General features: G+C 71.8%; 21 protein-coding genes. 9 read left to right on the top strand and 12 right to left on the bottom strand.

Features of this window, described 5'->3' with window-relative positions:
• Positions 1-7 precede the first annotated feature (7 nt).
• From EIZ62_RS24140 to ctaC, 4 genes are all read right to left on the bottom strand, one after another.
• Positions 8-1249 carry a L,D-transpeptidase gene (locus EIZ62_RS24140; protein ID WP_156694785.1) on the bottom strand — a complete coding sequence of 414 codons (1242 nt, stop codon included), beginning with the start codon at positions 1247-1249 and terminating at the stop codon, positions 8-10.
• Positions 1250-1363: 114 nt separating this feature from the next.
• Entirely contained in the window at positions 1364-1762 is a 399-nt protein-coding gene (locus EIZ62_RS24135) for a cytochrome c oxidase subunit 4 (protein ID WP_156694784.1), read from the bottom strand.
• Positions 1759-3507 (bottom strand): aa3-type cytochrome oxidase subunit I, encoded by a 1749-nt coding sequence (gene ctaD / locus EIZ62_RS24130; RefSeq protein ID WP_156694783.1) that lies wholly within the window; start codon positions 3505-3507, stop codon positions 1759-1761. Before ctaD ends, EIZ62_RS24135 begins: the two co-directional genes overlap by 4 nt.
• Positions 3504-4472 carry an aa3-type cytochrome oxidase subunit II gene (gene ctaC, locus EIZ62_RS24125; protein ID WP_156694782.1) on the bottom strand — a complete coding sequence of 323 codons (969 nt, stop codon included), beginning with the start codon at positions 4470-4472 and terminating at the stop codon, positions 3504-3506. Before ctaC ends, ctaD begins: the two co-directional genes overlap by 4 nt.
• A 353-nt stretch (positions 4473-4825) precedes the next feature.
• Between ctaC and EIZ62_RS24120 the strand changes: the two genes are divergently transcribed.
• Complete coding sequence (locus EIZ62_RS24120) at positions 4826-6205, top strand: cysteine desulfurase/sulfurtransferase TusA family protein (protein ID WP_156694781.1); 1380 nt, start codon at positions 4826-4828, stop codon at positions 6203-6205.
• A gap of 10 nt (positions 6206-6215) precedes the next feature.
• Here EIZ62_RS24120 and EIZ62_RS24115 read toward each other — a convergent pair whose 3' ends face one another.
• Entirely contained in the window at positions 6216-7190 is a 975-nt protein-coding gene (locus tag EIZ62_RS24115) for a carbohydrate kinase family protein (protein WP_156694780.1), read from the bottom strand.
• Between the two features lie 128 nt (positions 7191-7318).
• Between EIZ62_RS24115 and EIZ62_RS24110 the strand changes: the two genes are divergently transcribed.
• Both EIZ62_RS24110 and EIZ62_RS24105 read left to right on the top strand, forming a co-directional pair.
• Entirely contained in the window at positions 7319-7528 is a 210-nt protein-coding gene (locus EIZ62_RS24110; protein WP_156694779.1) for a hypothetical protein, read from the top strand.
• A 76-nt stretch (positions 7529-7604) separates the two neighbouring features.
• Positions 7605-9062: a hypothetical protein gene (locus EIZ62_RS24105; RefSeq protein ID WP_156694778.1), complete on the top strand. Its 1458-nt coding sequence runs from the start codon at positions 7605-7607 to the stop codon at positions 9060-9062.
• Positions 9063-9136: 74 nt separating this feature from the next.
• On the opposite strand, the gene erpA is transcribed toward EIZ62_RS24105, so the two are convergent.
• The gene (erpA, locus tag EIZ62_RS24100) at positions 9137-9493 is read right to left on the bottom strand and encodes an iron-sulfur cluster insertion protein ErpA (protein ID WP_064071056.1); all 357 of its coding nucleotides are present in this window, start codon (positions 9491-9493) and stop codon (positions 9137-9139) included.
• Positions 9494-9746: 253 nt separating this feature from the next.
• Between erpA and nadA the strand changes: the two genes are divergently transcribed.
• The gene (gene nadA, locus EIZ62_RS24095) at positions 9747-10925 is read left to right on the top strand and encodes a quinolinate synthase NadA (protein ID WP_156694777.1); all 1179 of its coding nucleotides are present in this window, start codon (positions 9747-9749) and stop codon (positions 10923-10925) included.
• Between the two features lie 438 nt (positions 10926-11363).
• Here the strand turns inward: nadA and EIZ62_RS24090 are convergent, their stop codons facing one another.
• From EIZ62_RS24090 to EIZ62_RS24070, 5 genes are all read right to left on the bottom strand, one after another.
• A complete protein-coding gene (locus EIZ62_RS24090; RefSeq protein WP_156694776.1) occupies positions 11364-14486 on the bottom strand; it encodes an efflux RND transporter permease subunit in 3123 nt (1040 codons plus the stop codon).
• Positions 14487-14615: 129 nt separating this feature from the next.
• Positions 14616-15305 (bottom strand): response regulator, encoded by a 690-nt coding sequence (locus EIZ62_RS24085; protein ID WP_156694775.1) that lies wholly within the window; start codon positions 15303-15305, stop codon positions 14616-14618.
• Positions 15302-16558 (bottom strand): sensor histidine kinase, encoded by a 1257-nt coding sequence (locus EIZ62_RS24080; protein ID WP_156694774.1) that lies wholly within the window; start codon positions 16556-16558, stop codon positions 15302-15304. The genes EIZ62_RS24085 and EIZ62_RS24080 overlap by 4 nt, the downstream gene beginning before the upstream one ends.
• A 142-nt stretch (positions 16559-16700) precedes the next feature.
• On the bottom strand, positions 16701-16979 hold the full coding sequence (gene pspAA / locus EIZ62_RS24075) for a PspA-associated protein PspAA (RefSeq protein WP_156694773.1): 279 nt from the start codon (positions 16977-16979) through the stop codon (positions 16701-16703).
• Positions 16980-16991: 12 nt separating this feature from the next.
• On the bottom strand, positions 16992-17792 hold the full coding sequence (locus EIZ62_RS24070; protein ID WP_156694772.1) for a PspA/IM30 family protein: 801 nt from the start codon (positions 17790-17792) through the stop codon (positions 16992-16994).
• 241 nt (positions 17793-18033) lie between these two features.
• Here EIZ62_RS24070 and EIZ62_RS24065 point away from each other — a divergent pair, with 241 nt between their 5' ends.
• The 3 genes from EIZ62_RS24065 to EIZ62_RS24055 are packed head-to-tail and all read left to right on the top strand — an operon-like array spanning position 18034 to position 21248.
• A complete protein-coding gene (locus tag EIZ62_RS24065) occupies positions 18034-18630 on the top strand; it encodes a DUF3043 domain-containing protein (protein ID WP_156694771.1) in 597 nt (198 codons plus the stop codon).
• 59 nt (positions 18631-18689) lie between these two features.
• Complete coding sequence (locus EIZ62_RS24060) at positions 18690-19424, top strand: class I SAM-dependent methyltransferase (RefSeq protein WP_280117773.1); 735 nt, start codon at positions 18690-18692, stop codon at positions 19422-19424.
• A 54-nt stretch (positions 19425-19478) separates the two neighbouring features.
• Positions 19479-21248: an ABC transporter ATP-binding protein gene (locus EIZ62_RS24055; RefSeq protein WP_156694769.1), complete on the top strand. Its 1770-nt coding sequence runs from the start codon at positions 19479-19481 to the stop codon at positions 21246-21248.
• Positions 21249-21306: 58 nt separating this feature from the next.
• On the opposite strand, the gene EIZ62_RS24050 is transcribed toward EIZ62_RS24055, so the two are convergent.
• A complete protein-coding gene (locus tag EIZ62_RS24050) occupies positions 21307-21516 on the bottom strand; it encodes a hypothetical protein (protein WP_156694768.1) in 210 nt (69 codons plus the stop codon).
• Between the two features lie 80 nt (positions 21517-21596).
• Between EIZ62_RS24050 and EIZ62_RS24045 the strand changes: the two genes are divergently transcribed.
• Both EIZ62_RS24045 and cobT read left to right on the top strand, forming a co-directional pair.
• Positions 21597-22796 carry a bifunctional adenosylcobinamide kinase/adenosylcobinamide-phosphate guanylyltransferase gene (locus EIZ62_RS24045; protein ID WP_167536422.1) on the top strand — a complete coding sequence of 400 codons (1200 nt, stop codon included), beginning with the start codon at positions 21597-21599 and terminating at the stop codon, positions 22794-22796.
• 17 nt (positions 22797-22813) lie between these two features.
• On the top strand, positions 22814-23887 hold the full coding sequence (cobT, locus tag EIZ62_RS24040; RefSeq protein ID WP_156694767.1) for a nicotinate-nucleotide--dimethylbenzimidazole phosphoribosyltransferase: 1074 nt from the start codon (positions 22814-22816) through the stop codon (positions 23885-23887).
• Positions 23888-23965: the final 78 nt, after the last annotated feature.

The following is a 23965-nucleotide window of genomic DNA, read 5'->3' as shown; positions in this document are numbered from 1 at the left end:
GGGGCCCTCAGACGGACGGCAGCAGGCGGACCTGTTCGGTGCGGGGTGCGGTGGCCTTGGCGGCGCTGCCCGTCTGCCACTTGTCCCAGGGCAGGTTCCAGTCGCCGAAGCCGTTGCCGAAGTGGTCCATCTCCTTGCCCTCGCTGTTGATGACGTGGACGAGGTCGCCGGGGCGGATGTTCTCGTAGAACCAGGCGGCGTTGGCGGTGGACATACCGGTGCAGCCGTGGCTGACGTTGGCGGAGCCCTGGGAGCCGACGGACCAGGGTGCCGCGTGGACGTACTCGCCGCTCCACGTCACCCGGGTGGCGTAGTAGACCGGCAGGTCGTACGACTCGCTGCTGCCCGCGGCGATGCCGACGGTGGTGCTGCGCATCCGGACGAAGTACTCCTTGCCGAGCACCACCTTGATGCCGTTACGGGTGGAGAAGCCCGGTTTTCCGGTGGTCACCGGAATGGTATTGATCACCTTTCCGTTGCGCTTGACCGTCATCTGGTGGCTGCCGGCGTCGGTGATGGCCTCGACGCGGTCGCCGATGCTCAGGTTGAGCGACTTGGCGGTGCCGCCGTAGAGCTTGTCGGCGATCTTCACTCCCGCGAGGTTGCCCGTGGCGGTGACGGACGCGCCGACGGGCCAGTACTCCTTCGGGCGGAAGTGGAGCTTCTTGTCGTCCACCCAGTACCAGGAGCCGGTGACCGCGGGCCGGGAGCGCACCTTGAGGGAGCGTTCGACGGCGGCCCGGCCCTCCTTGGTGGTGACGGGGGCGCTGAGTTCCGCCGTGATGGGCTGCCCGACGCCGTACTTGCCCGGCTCCGGGCCGAATTCGACGTTCAGGAGCCGTTTGGCGGCGGCGGTCTCGAAGGTCAGCGTACGGGCGCCTGGGGCGCCTTCGCCGTCCTCCGTGGAGACCCTGACGGTGTAGCGCGTGCCGGCGGCCAGCGGGGCCGTGGAGCGCCAGCGGCTGCCGTCGGCGGAGAGTTCGCCCGCCAGGTAGTGGCCGGCCGTGTCGACGGCGGTGACGTCCGTGATGCGGCCGTCGTCGCCCTTGGCGGTGACCTCCAGCGGCTTGTCGAGCGCTGCCTTGGCGGTGCCGGACGGGGTGTTGAAGGACACCTGGTTCGCCGCGTCGTAGGGCTTCGCGGAGAGCGGGTGGCCGTCCGGACCGCCGCACGCGGTAGCGCTCGCGCCGGTGACGGCGACCAGCAGGGTGCAGCTTATGGCGGTGCGCATGCGGGGCGTGTGGCTCATAACCACACCGTAGGAACGTGTGTCAGCAGCGGCACGCCGGATGACTCCGAACGAGTGGCCCGGCACCCTCCTTACGGAGGCTGCCGGGCCACTGTCATGACGGGTTTTCGCGGACTACTGGTTCTGGTTCTCGCCCCGGTAGTACTCGAAGACCCAGCCCCACAGGCCGATCAGGATGAGCGGGGCCGAGAAGTACATCAGCCACCAGCCCAGCGCGATGGACAGGAAGGCGAAGGCACCACCGATCGCCAGGGAGAGCGGCTGCCAGCTGTGCGGCGAGAAGAAGCCGACCTCACCGGCCTCGTCCGCGACGTCGGCCTCCTTGTCGTCCTGCGCCATGGCGTCCACGCGCCGGGCCGTGAAGGCCAGGTAGTAGCCGATCATGATCGCCAGACCGAAGGCCAGGAACAGCGCCGTCGTACCGGCCGGCTCCTTCGACCACACGCCATAGAGGATCGCCATGGCGAGGATGAAGATGCTCAGCCAGATGAACATCTTGCCCTGGATCTTCACTTGCCGACCTCCTTGCCACCGAACAGCGCGGTGTCCTTCTGCCCGTGGTTCTCGAGCTGGCCGACAGCGGCGATCTCAGGGTGATGCAGGTCGAACGCCGGGGATTCCGAGCGGATGCGCGGCAGCGTGAGGAAGTTGTGCCGCGGCGGCGGGCAGGAGGTCGCCCACTCCAGCGAACGGCCGTAACCCCACGGGTCGTCGACCTCGATCTTCTTGCCGTACTTGGCGGTCTTCCAGACGTTGTACATGAACGGCAGGATCGACAGGCCCAGCAGGAACGAGGCGATCGTGGAGATCGTGTTCAGCAGGGTGAAGCCGTCGGCCGCCAGGTAGTCCGCGTAACGGCGCGGCATGCCCTCGGCGCCCAGCCAGTGCTGCACCAGGAACGTGCCGTGGAAGCCGATGAACAGCGTCCAGAACGTGATCTTGCCGAGGCGCTCGTCCAGCATCTTTCCGGTGAACTTCGGCCACCAGAAGTGGAACCCGGCGAACATCGCGAACACCACGGTGCCGAAGACGACGTAGTGGAAGTGCGCGACGACGAAGTACGAGTCCGAGACGTGGAAGTCCATCGGGGGCGAGGCCAGGATGACACCGGTCAGACCACCGAAGGTGAAGGTGACCAGGAAGCCGATGGTCCAGAGCATCGGTGTCTCGAAGGACAACGACCCCTTCCACATGGTGCCGATCCAGTTGAAGAACTTCACACCGGTTGGCACCGCGATCAGGAAGGTCATGAAGGAGAAGAACGGCAACAACACGCCGCCGGTGACATACATGTGGTGCGCCCACACCGTCACGGACAGACCGGCGATCGCGATGGTCGCGGCCACCAGGCCGATGTAACCGAACATCGGCTTGCGGCTGAAGACCGGGATGATCTCCGACACGATGCCGAAGAACGGCAGGGCGATGATGTACACCTCTGGGTGACCGAAGAACCAGAAGAGGTGCTGCCACAGCAACGCGCCGCCATTGGCCGCGTCGAAGATGTGGGCACCGAACTTGCGGTCCGCCTCCAGCGCGAAGAGCGCCGCGGCCAGCACCGGGAAGGCGAGCAGGACCAGCACACCGGTCAGCAGCACGTTCCAGGTGAAGATCGGCATGCGGAACATCGTCATGCCGGGCGCGCGCATGCAGATGATCGTGGTGATGAAGTTGACCGAACCGAGGATCGTGCCGAAGCCGGAGAAGGCCAGACCCATGATCCACATGTCGGCGCCGACACCCGGCGAACGGACCGCGTCCGACAGCGGGGAGTAGGCGAACCAGCCGAAGTCGGCCGCACCCTGCGGGGTGAGGAAGCCGGCCACCGCGATGATCGAGCCGAAGAGGTACAGCCAGTACGCGAACATGTTCAGCCGCGGGAACGCCACGTCGGGCGCGCCGATCTGCAGCGGCATGATCCAGTTCGCGAATCCGGCGAACAGCGGCGTCGCGAACATCAGCAGCATGATCGTGCCGTGCATCGTGAACGCCTGGTTGAACTGCTCGTTCGACATGATCTGCGTACCCGGACGGGCCAGCTCGGCGCGCATGAAGAGCGCCAGCAGACCGCCGATGCAGAAGAAGGCGAACGACGTGACCAGGTACAGCGTGCCGATGGTCTTGTGGTCGGTGGTGGTCAGCCACTTCACGACCACACCGCCGGGGGTACGGCGCCGGACGGGCAGCTCGTTCTCGTACGGCTCACGCGAGCCGTCGGCTGCCGTGGCGGCACCCTGAGGTTCGTTGAGGATGCTCACAGTTGGTTGCTCTCCGCATTCCTGGCCGGGTCCGTCTGCTGAATGCCCGACGGGATGAAGCCGGTCTGCCCCTTCTCGGCCAGCTCCTTCAGGTGCTGCTGGTAACGCTCCGGCGAGACCACCTTGACGTTGAACAGCATGCGGGAGTGGTCGACGCCGCAGAGTTCGGCGCACTTGCCCTTGAAGGTGCCTTCCTGGGTCGCGGTCACCTCGAAGACGTTCGTGTGACCCGGGATGACGTCCTGCTTGAACAGGAAGGGGACGACCCAGAAGGAGTGGATGACATCACGGGAGGTCAGGATGAACCGGACCTTCTCGCCCTTCGGCAGCCACAGGGTCGGACCCGGGTTGCCGTTCTGCGGGTTCCGCGTGCCGGGGATGCCGTAGTCGTAGACGCCGTCGGCTCCCTGGGGGAAGTCCTTCTGGTACTTGTCCGGAATGGCGGCGAGGGACTTGTCGGTCTCGGCGGCCGTGTTGGGCTTGCCGTCGACGTTCTCGATGTAGTTGAAGCCCCAGCTCCACTGGTAGCCGACCACGTTGATGGTGTGGGCGGGCTTGTCGGAGAGGGCGAGGAGCTTCGACTCGTCACGTGCGGTGAAGTAGAAGAGCACCGAGACGATGATGAGCGGGGTCACCGTGTACAGCGCCTCGATGGGCATGTTGTACCGGGTCTGCGGAGGAACCTCGACCTTGGTGCGGCTCCGCCGGTGGAAGATGACGCTCCACAGGATCAGGCCCCAGACCAGCACGCCCGTGGCGAGCGCAGCCGCCCACGAGCCCTGCCAGAGGGACAGGATCCGTGGGGCCTCCTCCGTCACCGGGGTGGGCATACCAAGGCGGGGGAAGTTTTCCCAGTTGTACGAGCAACCGGAGGCGGTAGCCAGGACTAGGCCCGCAGTCAGCACCTGCGGCAGCTTCCGCCGCATCGGGCGCCGCGACGAGCGGTCGGAGCCGTTGGGACTCACGTAGCGCCTTCCCGAGAGTCTCGCCCGCGCGGTCGGCTGCGGCCGTCACGCTGGTCGGTCGCCGGCCCTGACGCGGGCAGGGGTTTGGATGTTTATGCGGACCAAACCCTACTGGACGCTATTTGGGGTCGCGCGGGGAGGGTGCCCAACGCGCCGCAGCGCCCCTCTTTAGAGGGCTCGGTTCGCCTCCGGGGCGCCTCGGACGGTGTCGACGGTCGATCGTGCTCGGCTCGTTCGTCCCTCGCGAGCCTGCGCGCGTTCTCCCTTTCGGCACCGCCGCGCCCCTTCGGCTCACTCGCCTTCACGTGCCGGGAGGAGCCGCCGGGGTGGGCCGACAGCGTTAGCTTGGGCGTATGCCGTACTTCGACGCCGCTTCCGCCGCTGCCCTCCACCCTGTGGCCCGTCAGGCGCTGGTCGCCGCCTTGGACGAGGGGTGGGCGGACCCCGCGCGGCTGTACCGGGAGGGGCGGCGGGCGCGGATGCTGCTGGACGCGGCGCGGGAGGCCGCCGCGGAGGCGGTGGGGTGCCGGCCCGACGAACTCGTCTTCACTCCTTCGGGTACCCGCGCGGTGCACACCGGGGTTGCCGGGGCGCTCGCCGGGCGGCGCCGGGCGGGGCGGCACCTGGTGCTGTCGGCGGTGGAGCACTCGTCCGTGCTCCACTCGGCGGCGGCGCACGAGGCGGACGGCGGGACGGTGACCGAGGTTCCGGTGGACCGGACCGGGCGGGTCGCGCCGGACGCGTACGCCGGGGCGCTGCGGGCCGACACGGCGCTGGCCTGCCTCCAGTCGGCCAACCACGAGGTGGGGACCGAGCAGCCGGTGGCGGAGGTGGCCCGGGCGTGTCGCGAGGCGGGGGTGCCGCTGCTGGTGGACGCGGCGCAGTCGCTCGCGTGGGGACCGGTGCCGGGCGACTGGTCGCTGCTGGCCGCGAGCGCGCACAAGTGGGGCGGGCCCGCCGGGGTGGGGCTGCTGGTGGTGCGCAAGGGTGTGCGGTTCGCGCCGCAAGGTCCGGCGGACGAGCGGGAGTCGGGGCGGGCGGCCGGGTTCGAGAACATCCCGGCGATCGTGGCGGCGGCGGCGTCGCTGCGGGCGGTGCGGGCGGAGGCGGACGCGGAGGCCGCGCGGCTGCGGGAGCTGGTGGAGCGGATCCGCGCGCGGGTCGCGCGGTCCGTGGGGGACGTGGAGGTGGTCGGCGATCCGGAGCGGCGCCTCCCCCACCTGGTGACGTTCTCGTGTCTCTATGTCGACGGGGAGACCCTGCTGCACGAACTGGACCGGGCGGGCTTCTCGGTCTCCTCCGGTTCGTCCTGCACGAGTTCGACGCTGACTCCCAGCCACGTCCTGCGCGCGATGGGCGTGCTGTCGGAGGGCAACGTCCGGGTGTCGCTGCCGGCCGGCACGGCGGAGGAGGACGTGGACCGGTTCCTGGAGGTACTGCCGGGCCTGGTCGCCGGCGTACGGGAGCGGTTCGGCGCGCCGGGCGGGGCGCCGGCGGGCGGGGGTGAGGAGTCGCTGGTGGTGGACGCGCTCGGCAGGAGGTGCCCGATCCCGGTGATCGAGCTGGCGAAGGTGTTCGGTGAGGTCCCGGTCGGCGGCACCGTGACGGTGCTGTCCGACGACGAGGCGGCTCGCCTGGACATCCCGGCCTGGTGCGAGATGCGGGGCCAGGAGTACGTGGGCGAGCGTCCGGCGGACCACGGCACGGCGTACGTGGTCCGCCGGACGTCCTGAGTCCGGGCGGCTACGGCAGGTGGGCCTGCACCTCGGCGGCGGCCTCATGGCCGTACGCCTTGGTGAAGCGGTCCATGAAGTTGGCGCGGCTCAGGGTGTACTCCTGGGTGCCGAGCGTCTCGATGACCAGCGTGGCCAGCATGCAGCCGACCTGGGCGGCGCGCTCCAGGCCCACGCCCCAGGACAGGCCGGACATGAAGCCGGCCCGGAAGGCGTCGCCGACACCGGTCGGGTCGACCTTGGCCTCCTCCTCCGGGCAGCCGACCTCGATGACCGGCCCGTCGACGCTCTCGATCCGCACGCCCCGCGAGCCGAGGGTGGTGACGCGGTGGCCGACCTTGGCGAGGATCTCCCCGTCGGTCCAGCCGGTCTTGGACTCGATGAGCCCCTTCTCGTACTCGTTGGAGAAGAGGTACGTCGCGCCCTCCAGGAGGGTGCGGATCTCCTCGCCGTCCATGCGGGCGATCTGCTGCGAGAAGTCGGCGGCGAACGGGATGCCGCGGGCGCGGCACTCCTCGGTGTGGCGGAGCATCGCCTCGGGGTCGTCCGCGCCGATCGACACCAGGTCGAGGCCGCCGACGCGGTCGGCGACGGCCTTGAGCTCGATGAGGCGGGCCTCGCTCATGGCGCCGGTGTAGAAGGAGCCGATCTGGTTGTGGTCGGCGTCGGTGGTGCAGACGAAGCGGGCGGTGTGCAGGACCTCGGAGATCCGTACGGAGCCGGTGTCGACGCCGTGCCGGTCGAGCCAGGCGCGGTACTCGTCGAAGTCGGAGCCCGCGGCGCCGACCAGGACGGGGCGGGTGCCGAGCTGGCCCATGCCGAAGCAGATGTTGGCCGCCACCCCTCCCCTGCGCACGTCGAGGTTGTCGACCAGGAAGGAGAGGGAGACCGTGTGCAGCTGGTCGGCGACCAGCTGGTCGGCGAATCGGCCGGGGAAGGTCATGAGGTGGTCGGTGGCGATGGAGCCGGTGACTGCGATACGCACGGCTGGGCGCTCCTGCGGGGAGGTGGAGTTGACGGTTCACGCTACCGGGTCCGGCGAGGACCCCACATGCGGAAACTACCCGATAGTAGGTCTTTTTCGGCCGGGTCCCCCGTGCGTACGGTGCGGTTATGCCTATGTTCAGCGTTCCGCGTGAGCAGCACGAGTCCGATCTGAGCCTGGCCGAGCTGCGCGGGGACAGCGCGCGCATGGTTCCGCACTGGGTGGTTCCGGCGGAGGGCGCACCGCCCGGTCCCGTGTCGCCCTCCCTGATCCACGGTGTCGTCGTCCCGCCCGCGTCCGCCCGGCTGATCGACGCCACGCCGGAGTACGGGGCCTGAGGGAACCGACTGCTCCCGCGTTCCGTCCCACGGATGTCTCCCGTCAAGGGGCCACGGCGTTCGAAGGAGCAATGCGGTGAGCAGTACGGAGCCTGAAGCGGCCACGGAGCCGACACAGGAGAGCCCGCGCCGACGGCGTTCGCAGTTCGCCGTCGCCTCGGTGGCGGCGGCGGTGCTGCTCGCCGGGGGCGGTGGCGCGTACTTCGCCACGGCGGCGTCCGACGGTGACGACCGGCGCGGTGGGGTGCCCGCGGCGGGCGGTACGAAGCCGCCGCCGCTCGCGCTGGACGGTCACACCGAGAGCGGGACGGGTCCGGGGATCGCGCCCGGCGAGCCGGACCCGGGCGGCGTGGTCTACCGGGCCTCGGGTGAGCTGCCCGAGGGTCCCGCCTCGGCGCGCGTGTACCGCCCCCAGGGCACCGTCGGCGCCACCGAGGTGGCCCGGCTCGCGAAGGCGCTCGGTGTGGCGGGCACGCCCACGCTGGCCGGAACGGCGTGGAAGGTGGGCCCCGACAAGGACGGAACGGGTGCGACGCTCCAGGTGGAGCGCCAGGCGCCCGGCGTGTGGACGTTCGGCACGGCTCCGGTCGGGGACAACTGCCTCAAGGGCAAGGACTGCCCGTCGACCAGCGTCATGCCCCCGGACGGTCCGGGGGGCGGCCAGGGCGGCCGACCGGTGAGCGAGGAGGCCGCGAAGAGGGCCGCGGCCCCGGTCCTGGAGGCGCTGGGCCAGCAGGACGCCGACCTGGACGCGACGCAGGTCATGGGTGCGGTACGCGTCGTCAACGCCGACCCGGTCGTGGGCGGGCTGCCGACGTACGGCTGGTCGACCGGCATCCAGGTCGCCGCCGACGGTTCGCTCAGCGGCGGCAGCGGGCGGCTGAAGGCGCCCGCGAAGAGCCACGAGTACCCGGTGATCGGCGCGGCGGAGGCCCTGAAGCAGCTGAACGCCGGGACGGGCGACGGCCGGGTGGGCATCGGCGGGTGCGCCACACCGGCTCCGCTGGAGGACTCCGGTACGAAGCCGGTGGCTCCCTGCGAGCCGGGGACGGCGGCCCCGAAGGAGACGGTGACCATCACCGGGGCGGTCTTCGGGCTGGCGTCGCACTACACGGCCGGGCGCCCCGCGCTCGTACCGTCGTGGCTGTTCGAGGTGGCGCCGAAGGGCGACGCGCCGCGGTCCGTGATCACCCACCCGGCGGTGGCACCCGAGCACCTCGCCCCAGCGCCGCCGCCGGCGAAGCCGGATCCCACGGACAGCCCCGGGAAGGCGCCGCGGCAGGTCGAGTCGTACGGCATGGACGGGAAGATCCTGACGGCGCGCTTCTGGGGCGGGGTGTGCAGCAAGTACACCGTCAAGGCCGAGGAGAGCGCCACGCAGATCAGGCTGACGGTGACCGAGACACCGGTCGAGCCGGGCAAGGTCTGCATCCTGATCGCCAAGGAGGTCACCGGGACGGTGACCCTGGACCAGCCGGTCGGCGACCGGCAGGTCGTGGACGCGGCGAGCGGCGAGCGGGTGCCGCGGCGGTAGCGGTTCGGGCACGGACAAGGCGGCGGCCCCGGAGGTGTCCGGGGCCGCCGCCTCACGTTCGCCCGCCGGGGGCGTCAGCTGAAGGAGTCGCCGCAGGCGCAGGAGCCGGTGGCGTTCGGGTTGTCGATCGTGAAGCCCTGCTTCTCGATCGTGTCGACGAAGTCGATGGAGGCGCCACCGAGGTAGGGGGCGCTCATGCGGTCGGTGACGACCTTGACGCCGTTGAAGTCCTTGACGACGTCGCCGTCGAGCGACCGCTCGTCGAAGAAGAGCTGGTAACGCAGGCCGGAGCAGCCACCGGGCTGAACGGCGACGCGCAGTGCCAGGTCGTCGCGGCCTTCCTGGTCGAGCAGGGCCTTGACCTTGGCCGCGGCGGCGTCCGACAGGAGGATGCCGTCGCTGACAGTGGTCTTCTCGTCCGATACGGACATCTGCTTCTCTCCCGGGTTGTACGGAGACTGCTTGCCGACCGGTTGCAACCGGCGGGGCCGCGGATTCATTCCGGGCACAGCGCTTGTCTTTCCCCTTCATGCTCGCACACCGGGCCTCAAGCAAGCACCGGCGCGTGGAGGGGGGATGTGTCACATCGACACTATGGCCATCGTCAAAGTGACGTGAAGCGGTTATGATAGATAGCGTCATTTCGACGAGAAGGTTCACCGCAGAGAAGAAAGGGTGCGTGACGTGACCACCGCCCAGCCCCTGGACGTCCAGCCGTCGCCCCTCGCCCTGCTGCTGCTCGGCCGCGAGGCCGACCCGAAGAGCGAGCGGGGCGTCGACTGCCCCGGTGACCTGCCCTCGCCCTCCGACCCCGACCTCGTCGAGCGCGCCCGCGCGGCGAAGGAGAAGCTCGGCGACAAGGTCTTCGTGCTGGGGCACCACTACCAGCGCGACGAGGTCATCCAGTTCGCGGACGTCACCGGCGACTCCTTCAAGCTCGCCCGGGACGCGGCGGCACGGCCGGAGGCCGAGTACATCGTCTTCTGCGGTGTGCACTTCATGGCCGAGTCGGCGGACATCCTGACCGGCGACGAGCAGAAGGTCGTCCTGCCCGACCTGGCCGCCGGCTGCTCCATGGCCGACATGGCGACGGCCGAGCAGGTCGCCGAGTGCTGGGACGTGCTCACCGAGGCGGGCGTCGCCCAGGCCACCGTCCCGGTCTCGTACATGAACTCCTCCGCCGACATCAAGGCCTTCACCGGCAAGCACGGCGGCACGATCTGCACCTCCTCCAACGCCAAGCGCGCGCTGGACTGGGCGTTCGAGCAGGGCGAGAAGGTCCTGTTCCTGCCGGACCAGCACCTCGGGCGCAACACCGCCGTGCGGGACATGGGCATGTCGCTCGACGACTGTGTCCTCTACAACCCGCACAAGCCGAACGGCGGCCTGACCCCCGACGAGCTGCGCGCCGCGAAGATGATCCTGTGGCGCGGCCACTGCTCGGTGCACGGCCGCTTCTCCCTGGACTCCGTGAACGACGTACGGGAGCGCATCCCGGGTGTGAACGTGCTGGTGCACCCCGAGTGCAAGCACGAGGTCGTGGCCGCGGCGGACTACGTCGGCTCGACCGAGTACATCATCAAGACGCTGGAGGCGGCCCCGGCCGGCTCGAAGTGGGCGATCGGTACGGAGCTGAACCTGGTCCGCCGCCTGGCGAACCGTTTCGCCGACGAGGGCAAGGAGATCGTCTTCCTCGACAAGACGGTCTGCTTCTGCTCGACGATGAACCGCATCGACCTGCCGCACCTGGTGTGGGCGCTGGAGTCGCTGGCCGAGGGGAACCTGGTCAACCGGATCCAGGTCGACCGGGAGACGGAGAGCTTCGCGAAGCTGGCGCTGGAGCGGATGCTGGCGCTGCCGTAGCGGTGACCACACGGCCCACGACCCCGCACCCGGCCGCGCGCCCGGGGTGGGGCCGTGCCCACCACCCACCGTCCCGCACCCGGCGACGCACCGGGGGTGGGGCCGTGCAGGGTCGCCCCCGCAGGGGTTGGCGGCGCAGGCGCGGCTCCCCTACGCGTAACCCGAGGCCGCCGGCCCCGAGGAGGCGAGCCCGGAGGGGCCACGCCCCCACCCCACCGGGGGTGACCGCAGCCCACCGAGCCGCACCGGAGCGAACCGGGAGAAGGCACCGCCCCCGGAGCGAACCGACGACAGGCACCGCCCCGGTCCCGTTGTGCCCACCCGTCCCGCCCCAGCGGGACGATTGCCCACAACGGGGATGGGAGCCCCAGCGGGGCGAGCCCACAACGCGTAAGGGGGGAGCCGTCCACAGGACGGCTCCCCCCTTTTGGCGTGCGGTCAGGCGTTCGCCGGGGTCGGGGTGTCCTCGTGGTGCGGGGACTCCGGGGCCGGCTTGGCCGCGCGCTTCGCGGCGCGCTTGGCGCGGCGGCGTTCCTTGCGGAGCTCCACCATCGCGTACAGCGTCGGGACCAGCAGCAGCGTGAGCAGCGTCGAGGTGACCAGGCCGCCGATCACCACCACCGCGAGCGGCTGGGCGATGAAGCCGCCCTCGCCCGTGATGCCTAGCGCCATCGGGAGCAGCGCGAAGATCGTCGCCAGCGCGGTCATCAGGATCGGGCGGAGGCGGTGGCGGCCGCCCTCGACGACCGACTCGACGACTCCGAGGCCCTGGGCCCGGTACTGGTTGATCAGGTCGATCAGGACGATCGCGTTGGTGACCACGATGCCGATCAGCATCAGCATGCCGATCATCGCGGGGACGCCCATCGCCGTGTCCGTGGCGACCAGCAGACCGATGGCGCCGGTGGCCGCGAAGGGGATGGAGACCAGCAGGATCAGCGGCTGGACCAGGGACTTGAAGGTCGCCACCAGGAGCATGAAGACGATCGCGATGGCCGCGAGCATCGCGAGGCCAAGGTTCGCGAAGGCCTCCTCCTGGTCCTCGGAGACGCCGCCGATGGAGGCGGTGGCGCCGTCGGGGAGGTCCAGGGCGTTGATCTTCGACTGGAGGTCGGCGCTGACCGCGCCGGTGTTGTCACCGGTCGGCTTCGCGGTGATGGTCGCGGCGCGCGAGCCGTCGATGCGGGTCATGGAGACCGGTCCGGGGACCAGCTTGACGTCGGCGACGTCGCCGAGCTTCACCGGGCCGAGGGGCAGCTGCTGGAGCTGGGCCATGGTCCTGGCCGGGACCGCGGAGGTGATGACGACGTCGCGCTCGGTGTCGTTCAGGATCGCCTTGCCGGCCGGGGTGCCGCGTACGGCCTGGGCGACCGCCCCGCCGAGGGCGGCGTCGGTGAACCCGGCCTGGGCGGCCTTGGCGTTGGCCTTGACGGAGATGCGGGGGACGGACTGCGACAGGTCGCTCTGGACGTCGGTGACGTCCTTCAGCCCGGCGACCTCGGCGCGGACCTGCTCGGACGCCTTCTTCAGGGTGGCCGCGTCGGCCGCCTTCACCACGACGCTGAGGTCCTGGCTGCCGAAGCCGTCGCCGGCCGCGATGGTCGTGTCGCCGATGCCGTCGAGCTTGCCCAGCTCGGCGTCGATGCCGTCGCGGGCCTTCTCGTACGAGGCGGAGTCCTTGAGCGTCACCTGGTAGGAGGCCTGGTTGGCGCCCGTACCGCCGCCGAAGGCCGCCATGAAGCCGGACGAGCCGACGGTGACCTGGTAGTCCTTCACCTCGTCCGTGGCGGCGAGGACCTTCTCGACCTTCTTCGCCGCGGCGTCGGCCGCCTCCAGGCTGGTGCCTGCGGGCAGCTCCTGCTTGATGGAGAGGATCTCCTGCTCGCCCTGGTCGAAGAAGTTGGTCTTCAGCAGGGGTGCCATGCCGAAGGTGCCGACCAGGACGACGAGCGCGAGGGCGACGCTGGTGAGGCGGCGGCGGGTGGCGAAGCGCAGGACGGGAACGTACATGCGCTGCAGGACGCTGCGGTTCTCCTTCTCCTCCGCCTTGCGGCGTGCCTCCTCCGGGTCGCTGGACGTGCCCTTGGGGGCGCGCAGGAACCAGTACGACAGGACGGGCACGACGGTCAGCGAGACCAGGAGCGAGGCGAGCAGGGCGGCGGTGACGGTGAGGGAGAACGAGCCGAACAGCTCGCCCACCATGCCGCCGACGAGGCCGATCGGGAGGAAGACGGCGACGGTGGTGAGGGTGGAGGAGGTGACGGCGCCCGCCACTTCGCGTACCGCCGTGAGGATCGCGGCCTGGCGCTCCTCGCCGTAGCCGAGGTGCCGCTTGATGTTCTCCAGGACGACGATCGAGTCGTCGACGACCCGGCCGATCGCGATGGTCAGCGCGCCCAGGGTGAGCATGTTCAGCGACAGGTCGCGGGTCCACAGGACGATCAGCGCGAGGACCACGGAGAGGGGGATGGAGACCGCGGTGACCAGGGTGGAGCGCAGGGAGGCGAGGAAGACCAGGATGACGAGGACGGCGAAGACCAGGCCGAGGGCGCCCTCGGTGGTCAGGCCGGAGATCGACTTGGAGACCGCCGGGCCCTGGTCGGAGACGACGGTCAGCTCGGCGCCCGCGCCGAGGTCCTCGCGCAGTTCGGGGAGCTTGTCCTTGACCGCGTCGGAGATGGCTACGGCGCTGCCGTCCTTGTCCATGGTGGCCATGACGGCGAGGCTGGGCTTGCCGTTGGTCCGGGTCAGGGAGACCCGGCGGGACTCCTCCTGCTTCACGGTGGCGATGTCACCGAGGCGGACCGCGTCGCCCTTCCCGGGCTTGATGGTGAGGTCCTCGATCTGCTTCAGCGAGGTGAAGCCGCCGCCGACCTGGACCGTGCGGCTCTTGCCCGCCTCGGAGAACGAGCCGGCCGGGACGGTCGCGCCGCCCGCCTGGAGCGCCTCGGACAGGGTCATCGGGTCGAGGCCCGCCGCGGCGAGCTTCTTGCCGTCGGGCGTGACGGAGACCTGGAGGTCCTGTACGCCGTCGATGGACACCTGGCCGACTCCGTCGATGTCCTCCAGGGCGGGGACGACGGTCCGTTCCAGCTGACCGGCCAGGGCCTGCTGGTCCTGGTCCGAGGTGACGGCGAGGACGACGGTCGGGATGTCGTCGGTCGAGCCGGCGACGACCTGCGGGTCCACCTCTTGCGGCAGCTGCGCGCGGGCGCGGTTCACGGCCTGCTGGACGTCGGCGACGAGCTGCTTGGTGCCCTCGTCGCCGTAGTCGAAGGTGGCCATGATCAGGGCGTTGCCCTCGCTGGCCGTGGAGGTGACGCCCTTGATCCCGTCGACCGCCTTGATGCTGCTCTCGAGCGGTTCGACGACCTGCTTCTCGACCACGTCGGGGGACGCCCCCTGGTAGGGCGCGAGGACCGACACCATCGGCAGTTCGATGGAGGGCAGCAGTTGCTGCTTGAGCTGCGGAATGGCGATCGCCCCGAAGACGATCGCCACGATGGACATCAGCCCTATCAGGGCCCGTTGCGCGAGGCTGAATCTGGACAGCCAGGACATGGGGTCTCTCTTCTGTGGCGGATCGGCAGGTATTCATACGATCAGCCATGGAGGAGGAGGATCCGTCGCCCCCAGGTCCCGTTTGCTTATGCCCGGCCTACACCGAACGGAGTACACGGCGGTACTCGCTCACTCCACCCTGGGGCGGACCAACCCCGACTCGTAGGCGGTGACGACCAGCTGGGCCCGGTCGCGGGCCCCCAGTTTGGCCATGGCCCGGTTGACGTGGGTCTTGATGGTGAGCGGGCTGACCTCCAGCCGCTCGGCGATCTGGTCGTTGGAGAGGCCGCCGGCGACCAGGACGAGGACTTCGCGTTCGCGCACGGTGAGGGCGGACAGGCGTTCCGCGTAGCCGCCCCCGTCCGGGCCGGCCGGGTCCGCGCTGCCGCCCTGGGCGAGGAACGTGGCGATCAGCCCCTTGGTGGCGGCGGGCGACAGGAGGGCGTCGCCGGCGGCGGCGATCCTGATCGCGTTCAGCAGTTCGTCCGGTTCGGCGCCCTTGCCGAGGAAGCCGGACGCCCCGGCGCGCAGCGACTGCACCACGTACTCGTCCACCTCGAAGGTGGTCAGCATGACGACGCGTACGCCGGCCAGGTCCGGGTCCGCGCTGATCATGCGGGTGGCGGCGAGACCGTCCGTGCCCGGCATGCGGATGTCCATCAGGACGATGTCGGCCCGCCGGGAGCGGGCGAGCGCGACGGCCTCGGCGCCGTCCGCGGCCTCCCCGACGACCTCCATGTCCGGCTCGGAGTCGACGAGCACCTTGAACGCGCTGCGCAGCAGCGCCTGGTCGTCGGCGAGCAGCACCCGGATGGTCATGAGGCCTCCCCTGTACGTGCGGTGAGCGGCAGTATCGCCTGGACGCGGAACCCGCCCCCGTAGCGGGGGCCCGCGGTGAGGGCGCCGCCGAGGGCGGTGACCCGCTCGCGCATGCCGAGGAGCCCGTGGCCGCCGCCCTCGCTCCCGGCTCCGGCCTCCGTGTCGGCCGCGGTGCTCGCACCGGGCGGTACGCCGTCGTCGAGGACCGTCACCTCGACCGTGCGGCCCACGCGGACGACGCTCACCTCGGCCCTGGCGTCGGGGCCGGCGTGCTTGCGCACGTTCGTCAGCGCCTCCTGGATGATCCGGTACGCGGCGAGGTCGACGGCGGCGGGGAGTTCGGTGCCCTGGTCGGTGCGGGCCAGTTCCACCGGCAGGCCGGCGTGGCGGAAGGTGTCCAGCAGGTCGTCGAGGACGGCGAGGCCGGGGGCCGGTTCGGTGGGTGCCTCGGGGTCGCCGGACTGGCGCAGCAGCCCGACCGTGGCGCGCAGCTCGTTGAGGGCGGAGCGGCTGGCCTCCCGGACGTGCGCGAGGGCCTCCTTGGCCTGGTCGGGGCGCTTGTCCATGACGTGGGCGGCGACGCCCGCCTGCACGTTGACGAGCGCGATGTGGTGGGCGACGACGTCGTGCAGGTCGCGGGCGATGCGCAGCCGCTCCTCGGCGACCCGGCGGCGGGCCTCCTCCTCCCGGGTGCGCTCGGCGCGGTCGGCGCGCTCGCGGATGGCGTCGACGAAGGCGCGCCGGCTGCGTACGGCGTCGCCGGCTGCCGCGGCCATGCCGGTCCACGCGAAGACGCCCAGGTTCTCCTGGCTGTACCAGGGCGCCGAGCCGCACAGCATGGCGGCGCCGGTCAGGACGGCCATGGTGAGGAGGCCGACACGCCAGGTGGTGGGCCGGTCGGTGCGCGCGGCGACGGTGTAGAGGGCGACGACGGCGCTCATGGCGACCGGGGCGGGCGGGTCCTGCGCGATGTGTTCCACGAGCGTGACCGCGCCGGTGAACAGCAGGACGCCCAGCGGGTTGCGGCGGCGCAGGACGAGGGCTGCGGCGCCGATCAGCATCAGCAGCACGCTGCTCGCGTCGGGGGTGCGTCCGCCGAAGTCGGGCGTGCCGTGCGGCCCGCCGTGCCGGTCGACGAACGAACCGGCGACCATGCACACGAGCACGCCCAGGGCCAGGGCGGCGTCGAGCGCGAGGGGGTGCTCGCGCAGCCGTCCGCGCCCGCGCGCGAGCCGTTCTCCGAGGGTGGTCACGGGAGGAAACGGTACGGCCTGGCGCGACGGGCCCCTACCCGCCCGTGCCCGGTGAGGCCCTCGCCCGGGAACGGCCGTGCCCCGCTCCCGGGGTGTCCGGTGCGGGGCACGGCGTGTGCTGGAGTGGCTGCCGGGGCGGCGGTCAGCCCGGGATGAGGCCGTCGTCGGAGAGCATCGCGCGGACCTCGTCGAGCGTCGCGTCCGGTGACGGCAGGATCAGTTCGGAGGGTTCGAGCGAGTCGTCGGGCAGCGGTTCGCCGAGCTGGCGGACCGTGTCCAGCAGGGCGTGGAGCGTGCGGCGGAAGCCCTCGCCGTCGCCGCGCTGCATCTCCGCGAGCAGTTCGTCGTCCAGCTTGTTGAGTTCGGCGAAGTGGCTGTCGGCCAGCTCCACCTGACCCTCCCCCATGATCCTGACGATCATGATGCGCCGTCCTTAGCTCTTGTCGAACCGGGTCTGCGACTGCGACTGCTGCTGCGCCTGGTCCTGCGGGGTTCCCGCGCCGCCCTCCAGGGCCTGCTGCGAGGTGGACCCGCCGGCCAGCTCGGCCCTCATGCGCTGGAGCTCCAGCTCCACGTCCGTACCGCCCGACAGGCGGTCCAGCTCGGCCTGGATGTCGTCCTTCTGGAGGCCGGACTGGTCGTCCAGCGCCCCGGAGGCGAGGAGCTCGTCGATCGCACCCGCCCGCGCCTGGAGCTGCGCGGTCTTGTCCTCGGCGCGCTGGATGGCGACGCCGACGTCGCTCATCTCCTCGGAGATGCCGGAGAACGACTCGGCGATCCTGGTCTGCGCCTGGGCGGCGGTGTAGGTGGCCTTGATGGTCTCCTTCTTCGTGCGGAAGGCGTCGACCTTGGCCTGGAGGCGCTGCGCGGCCAGCGTCAGCTTCTCCTCCTCGCCCTGGAGGGTCTGGTGCTGCGTCTCCAGGTCGGTGACCTGCTGCTGGAGCGCGGCCCGGCGGGACAGCGCCTCCCGCGCCAGGTCCTCGCGGCCCAGCGCGAGCGCCTTGCGGCCCTGGTCCTCCAGCTTGGAGGACTGGCTCTGGAGCTGGTTCAGCTGCAACTCCAGGCGCTTGCGCGAGGTGGCCACGTCGGCCACGCCGCGGCGCACCTTCTGGAGCAGCTCCAGCTGCTTCTGGTACGAGTAATCGAGGGTCTCGCGCGGATCCTCGGCCCGGTCAAGGGCCTTGTTTGCCTTCGCGCGGAAGATCATCCCCATACGCTTCATGACACCGCTCATGGGCTTCGCGCGCCCCCTTCTGACGGACTTCGGCTCCAGCACTCCAACAGAACCCACAGTACGGGCCCTACATCCATTACCGCACTGTTCGGGCGCGGATGCGCTCATCCCCAAGGACGACTGCGAAGCCCCCGGATCCGGCGCAGGGAGTAGGGATCCCTCCCGGGGGGACGCAGGCCGTTGCCGGATCGTTCCCCGCGGGGGTGGGGTCCATGCGGCGCACCCCGTACCCTTGGGCTTTGTGTTCCGTAGCCGTTCGAAGGATGAGAAGGCCCCCACCGACAAGGTGACGGCGGACCTCTCCAAGCAGCCCCGCGACCCCGAGGCCCCCAAGGGCCGCCCGACCCCGAAGCGGAGTGAGGCCCAGACGCAGCGCCGTCGTGCCCAGACCGTGCCGACCGACCGCAAGGAGGCCATGCGCCGCCAGCGCGAGGCCCGCCGCACGGACCTGGCCAGGCAGCGCCAGGCACTCGCCAGCGGTGACGAGCGCTACCTGCCGGCCCGCGACAAGGGTCCGGTCCGCCGCTTCGTGCGCGACTACGTGGACTCGCGCTTCTGCGTCGCCGAGTTCTTCCTGCCGCTCGCGGTCGTGATCCTGATCCTGTCCAGCCTGCCCAGCACCCAGCTGAAGAACATCTCGCTGCTGCTGTGGCTCGCGGTGATCGCCCTGATCGTCCTGGACTCCGTCGGCATCTGGCTGCGGCTGAAGAAGCAGCTCGCCACCCGCTTCCCGAATGAGCCCAAGCGCGGCGCCGTCGCGTACGGCCTGATGCGTACGCTCCAGCTGCGCCGGCTGCGGCTGCCCAAGCCGCAGGTCAAGCGCGGAGAGCGGCCCTGAGCACCCTGGTCTCCGGTTTCGGAGGCGCATCGGGGAACTGGCTCGACGGGCTCGGCGGACTGCGCAACACGGTCCGCCAGGAGCTCGTCGCCCGCCAGCTGGACGAGCAGATAGCCGCCCGCTACCCGGTGGGGCAGCGGCTGCGGATCCTCGACGTCGGCATGGGGCAGGGCACGCAGGCGCTGCGCCTGGCCCGGGCCGGGCACACCCTCACGGGCCTGGAGTCCGACCCGGAGATGCTCAGGGCCGCCCGCGAGTCGCTGGCGGCCGAGCCGGCCGGTATCCGGGAGCGCGTGCGGCTCATCGAGGGGGACGGCCGGGAGACCGGCGTGCACTTCCTGCCGGGCAGCTTCGACGTGGTGCTGTGCCACGGCGTGCTGATGTACGTGGAGGAGCCCGAGGCCATGCTGGCCGGGCTCGCCCGGATGCTCGCGCCCGGCGGCCTGCTGTCGCTGCTCGTGCGGAACGCGGACGCGCTGGCCATGCGGCCGGGGCTGGCCGGTGACTGGGCCGGGACGCTGTCCGCGTTCGAGTCGGACGCCTACGTCAACCGTCTGGGGCTCCCGGTGCGGGCCGACCGGCTGGACCGGCTGACGGCGACGCTCGCGGGGATCGCGGCGCCCCTCCACGCCTGGTACGGCGTCCGGGTCTTCACCGACAACGTCCCGGACGAGGAGGGCCTGCCTCCCGCGGACGAGCTGGAACGGCTGCTGGCGGCCGAGGACCGGGCCGGGCGCACCGAGCCCTACCGGCGGGTGGCGGCGCTGCTGCACCTGTGCGGGGTGCGGGGCTGACACCGGGTCGTCCGCCGCTCAGGTGGACACCGGGTTCTGGCGTCCTCCTGTGACGTGAGCATCAAGGAGACAGGCACCAGCACGCCCAGGCTTCCCGCCCGCGACACCTGGCGGGCGCTGTACCGGCACTTCCGGCCGCACCGGTGGACCGTCGCGCTCGGCACCCTCCTGGCCCTGGTCGGCGCGGGCACCGGCATCCTCCAGCCGCTGGCGGCCAAGGCGCTGGTGGAGCGGCTCGGCCAGGACGAGCCGGTCGGCCAGGTGCTGCTGGCGCTGACCGCGCTGGTGGTGCTCGGCACCGCGATCGAGTCGGTCGGCGCGTACGTACTGGAGCGGACCGCCGAGTCGGTCGTGCTCGCCGCCCGCCGCACCCTCATCGGCCGTCTGCTGCGGCTGCGGCTGCCGGAGGTGGAGCGCACCCAGCCCGGTGACCTGATGTCCAGGATCACCTCCGACACCACGCTGCTGCGGGCCGTGACGACCGACTCGATCGTCTCCGCCGTGACGGGCGGGCTCGCGTTCCTCGCCACCCTCGTGATGATGGCCGTGATGGACGCGGTGCTCCTCGCGGTGACGCTGGGCGTGATCGTGCTGATCGGCGGCGCCATGGCGCTCGTCATGCCGCAGATCTCGCGGGCCACCCGGCGCTCCCAGGAGGCGGTCGCCGAGATATCGACGCGGCTGGAGCGGGTGTTCGGCGCGTTCCGCACGGTGAAGGCGTCGGGCGCGGAGGCGCGCGAGGCGGCGGTCGTGGAGGCGGCGGCCGAGGAGGCCTGGCGGCAGGGGCTGAGGTCGGCGAAGTGGCAGGCCGTGTCGGGCTCGTCGGTGGGGCTGGCCGTGCAGGTGTCGTTCCTCGCGGTGCTGGGCATCGGCGGCGCGCGGGTGGCGTCGGGCGCGATCTCCGTGGCGGACCTGGTCGCCTTCCTGCTCTACCTCTTCTACCTGACGGAGCCGATCTCCAAGCTGGTGTCGGCGGCGACCGAGTACCAGGTCGGGTCGGCGGCCGTGGCGCGGATCGAGGAGGCGGAACGGCTGGCGGCGGAGGGCCCCGGCGGGGTCGTCGTCCCCGCGGGCGGCGGGCCCGCCACGGTCGTCTTCGAGGACGTCGCCTTCCGCTACCGGGACGATCTGCCCCACGTCCACCACGGGGTGTCGTTCGAGGTGCCCGGCCCGGGGATGACGGCGTTCGTCGGACCGTCGGGGGCGGGCAAGACGACGGTGTTCGGACTCGTCGAGCGGTTCTACGAGGCGACCGGCGGCCGGGTCCTGGTCGACGGCAGGGACGTACGGGACTGGCCGCTGGCCGAACTGCGCGCCGCCATCGGCTACGTGGAGCAGGACGCCCCGGTCCTGGCCGGGACGCTGCGCGAGAACCTGTGCTTCGCCGCGCCGGACGCGACGGAGGAGGAGATCCGCGAGGTGCTGCGGCGGGCCCGGCTGGACGGGCTGGTGGAGCGGCTGCCGGAGGGGCTGGAGACCCCGGTCGGGCACCGCGGTTCGAAGCTGTCGGGCGGTGAGCGGCAGCGGGTGGCCGTCGCGCGGGCGCTGCTGCGCAGGCCGCGGCTGCTGCTGCTCGACGAGGCGACCTCGCAGCTCGACGCGGTCAACGAGCTGGCGCTGCGGGACGTCGTCGCGGAGGTGGCGCGGGAGGTGACGGTGCTGGTCGTCGCGCACCGGCTGTCCACGGTGACGCTCGCGGACCGGATCGTCGTCATGGACGCGGGGAGGGTGCGGGCGGTGGGCACCCATGCGGAGCTGGTGGCGGCGGACCCGCTGTACGGGGAGCTGGCGGCGACGCAGTTCCTGACGGCCGCCCCGGGGTGAGGGGCTGGGCGCCCCCGCCCCGGGTGGCGGGGCCGGGGGCCCCGCCGGGTGGGTGGGCCTACGCGTTCTCCGCGTGGAGGCTCATCGGGCCGTAGACCTTCGCCTCGTCCTCGAAGAGGACGACCTGGTCGGCGCCGCCCTCCTTGAGGGCCTGCCAGTGCTCGCCGACCCAAGATTCCGCGTCGCCCTGGGTGGTGAAGTCCTCAGGGTCGACCGCCGGCTGGACCTCCGTGCCGTCGGACCGCTCGAACCGCCACGTCCATGCCATGTGGGCCTCCAGATGATCGGTTTCCTGCCCGCAGCGTAGCCGGGCGCGCACCCCGCGCGGGGACGCGGGAGGATCGTCCCGTGGAAGTGACTCTGCTCGGTACCGGCGCCCCCGAGGGCCTGCCCCGCCCCGACTGCCCCTGCGCCGCCTGCGCCGCCGCCCGCGGCACCGGGGCGCGTGCCGCCACCGCGCTGCTGGTGGACGGGGCGCTGCTGCTCGACCTGACGCCCGGCGCCGCGCTGGCGGCCGCGCGGGCGGGGCACTCCCTGACCGGGGTGCGGCAGGTGCTGCTCACCCATCCGCACGACGGGCCCGCCCTGGAGCTGCCGGCCGGGCTGCCGGCGGCCGGGCGCGTACCGGACGGGCGGGAGCTGACCCTGATCAGTGGGCATCGGGTGCGGGCCGTGCCGATGGACTCCCCCGGCACCGGGTACGAGGTGACGTCGCCGGAGGGGGTGCGCCTGCTGTACCTGCCGCCGGGCGGCGCCCCCGCCGGGGTGGCCGAGGTCGGGCGGCCGTACGACATGGTGGTGGCCGACGTGATGGGCCGGCCGGACGGGCTGGCCCGGCTGCGGGCGGCCGGGGGTGTGGGGGCGGCGACGGACGTGGTCGCCGTGCACCTGGACCACGACGTGCCGTCCTGCGGCGAGGTGGACCGGCGGCTGGCCGCGGCGGGCGCGCGTGCCGTGCCGGACGGGTCGACGCTGGTCGTCGGCGAGTACCACGCGGTGCCGGACGTGCCCCGGCGCACGCTGGTCACCGGCGGGGCGCGGTCGGGCAAGTCGCTGGAGGCCGAGCGGCGTCTGGAGTCGTTTCCGGAGGTGCTGTACGTCGCGACGGGCGGGGCGCGGGACGGTGACACCGAGTGGGCGGCCCGGGTGACGGCCCACCGCGACCGGCGGCCCGGGTCGTGGCGTACGGAGGAGACGTGCGAGCTGGCGCCGCTGCTGGGGCGGGACGGGCCGCCGCTGCTGATCGACTGCCTGTCGCTGTGGCTGACCGACGCGATGGACCGGGTCGGGGCGTGGGACGACGACGTCTGGGCGAAGAGCGGTGAGCGGGAGCTGCGGGAGCGGGTGGCGGAGCTGGTCGGGGCGGTGCGGGCCACCGCCCGTACGGTCGTGGCGGTGACGAACGAGGTGGGCGCGGGGATCGTGCCGGGTGACGCGGGCACGAGGCGGTTCCGGGACGAGCTGGGGCGGCTCAACGCGGCGTTCGCCGACGAGTGCGAGCACGTGCTGCTGGTGGTCGCCGGGCAGGCCCTCGGCTTGCGGGGGTGACCGGTACTGTTCAGCGAATGAGCAGGCTGAATCTCGACGACTTCTCCGATCTGATCGAGCGCCCCGACAGCGGTACGCGGCGTGACGCCGAGGAACGCCGGGAGCGCCTCACCGTGCCGCCGGGTGCGCTGGGGCGTCTGGACGAGCTGGGCGAGTGGCTGTCGGCCGCGCAGGGGGCCGTCCCGGTGCGGCCGGTCGAGCGGCCGCGTGTGGTGCTGTTCGCGGGCGACCACGGGGTGGCGGAGCTGGGCGTGTCCGGGCGGCCGGCGGGCGGGGCGTACGCGCTGGTGCGGGACGTGCTGGACGGGGCGAGCCCGGTCGCGGTGCTGGCGCGGCGGACGGGTGTGCCGGTGCGTGTGGTCGACGCGGGGGTGGACTGCGATCCGGAGCTGCTGCCCGCCGAGGTGGTGCGTCACCGGGTGCGGCGGGGCAGTGGCCGTATCGACGTCGAGGACGCGCTGACGGCGGAGGAGGCCGAGGCGGCCGTACGGCTGGGGATGGCGGTCGCGGACGAGGAGGCCGACTCGGGCACCGACCTGGTCGTGCTGGGCGATCTCAGTGTGGGCGGTACGACGCCCGCCGCCACGCTGATCGCCGCCCTGTGCGGGACGGACGCCTCGGTGGTGACCGGCCGGGGCGGTGCGGGGATCGACGACCTGGCGTGGATGCGCAAGTGCGCGGCCGTGCGGGACGCGCTGCGCCGGGCGCGGCCGGTGCTGGGTGACCAGCTGGAGCTGCTGGCCGCGGTCGGCGGGGCGGACCTGGCGGCGACGACCGGGTTCCTGCTGCAGAGCGCGGTGCGGCGGATGCCGGTGGTGCTGGACGGGGTGGTGTCGGCGGCGTGCGCGCTGGTGGCGCAGCGGGCGGCGTTCCGGGCGCCGGACTGGTGGCTGGCCGGGCACGTGAGCGGTGAGCCGGCGCAGTCGAAGGCGCTGGACCGGATGGCGCTCAACCCGCTGCTCGACCACGGGGTGACGGTCGGGGAGGGGACGGGGGCGCTGCTGGCTCTGCCCCTGGTGCGGGCGGCCGCGGCGTTCGCGGCGGACCTGCCGGAGCGGAAGGCGCCGGAGGAGACGCCGCCGGAGGACTGAGGGGATGGCGGGCGGCCGCCGCCGGGGCGGCCGCACCGCTGGACCGGCCGGGTCGCGCGATGCCCCATATGATCACTT

Origin of the sequence: Streptomyces ficellus, from assembly GCF_009739905.1 — a bacterium.
GTDB lineage: Bacteria > Actinomycetota > Actinomycetes > Streptomycetales > Streptomycetaceae > Streptomyces > Streptomyces ficellus_A.
Note: the sequence above shows the minus strand (reverse complement) of the source record. Positions and strands in the feature narration are given on the sequence as shown.

Excerpts from the sequence above, each read along its gene's own strand:
- EIZ62_RS24140 (WP_156694785.1), bottom strand. The coding sequence starts at position 1,249 with ATGAGCCACACGCCCCGCATGCGCACCGCCATAAGCTGCACCCTGCTG.
- EIZ62_RS24120 (WP_156694781.1), top strand. The coding sequence starts at position 4,826 with ATGCCGTACTTCGACGCCGCTTCCGCCGCTGCCCTCCACCCTGTGGCC.
- EIZ62_RS24110 (WP_156694779.1), top strand. The coding sequence starts at position 7,319 with ATGCCTATGTTCAGCGTTCCGCGTGAGCAGCACGAGTCCGATCTGAGC.
- erpA (WP_064071056.1), bottom strand. The coding sequence starts at position 9,493 with ATGTCCGTATCGGACGAGAAGACCACTGTCAGCGACGGCATCCTCCTG.
- EIZ62_RS24090 (WP_156694776.1), bottom strand. The coding sequence starts at position 14,486 with ATGTCCTGGCTGTCCAGATTCAGCCTCGCGCAACGGGCCCTGATAGGG.
- EIZ62_RS24085 (WP_156694775.1), bottom strand. The coding sequence starts at position 15,305 with ATGACCATCCGGGTGCTGCTCGCCGACGACCAGGCGCTGCTGCGCAGC.
- pspAA (WP_156694773.1), bottom strand. The coding sequence starts at position 16,979 with ATGATCGTCAGGATCATGGGGGAGGGTCAGGTGGAGCTGGCCGACAGC.
- EIZ62_RS24070 (WP_156694772.1), bottom strand. The coding sequence starts at position 17,792 with ATGAGCGGTGTCATGAAGCGTATGGGGATGATCTTCCGCGCGAAGGCA.
- EIZ62_RS24050 (WP_156694768.1), bottom strand. The coding sequence starts at position 21,516 with ATGGCATGGACGTGGCGGTTCGAGCGGTCCGACGGCACGGAGGTCCAG.
- cobT (WP_156694767.1), top strand. The coding sequence starts at position 22,814 with ATGAGCAGGCTGAATCTCGACGACTTCTCCGATCTGATCGAGCGCCCC.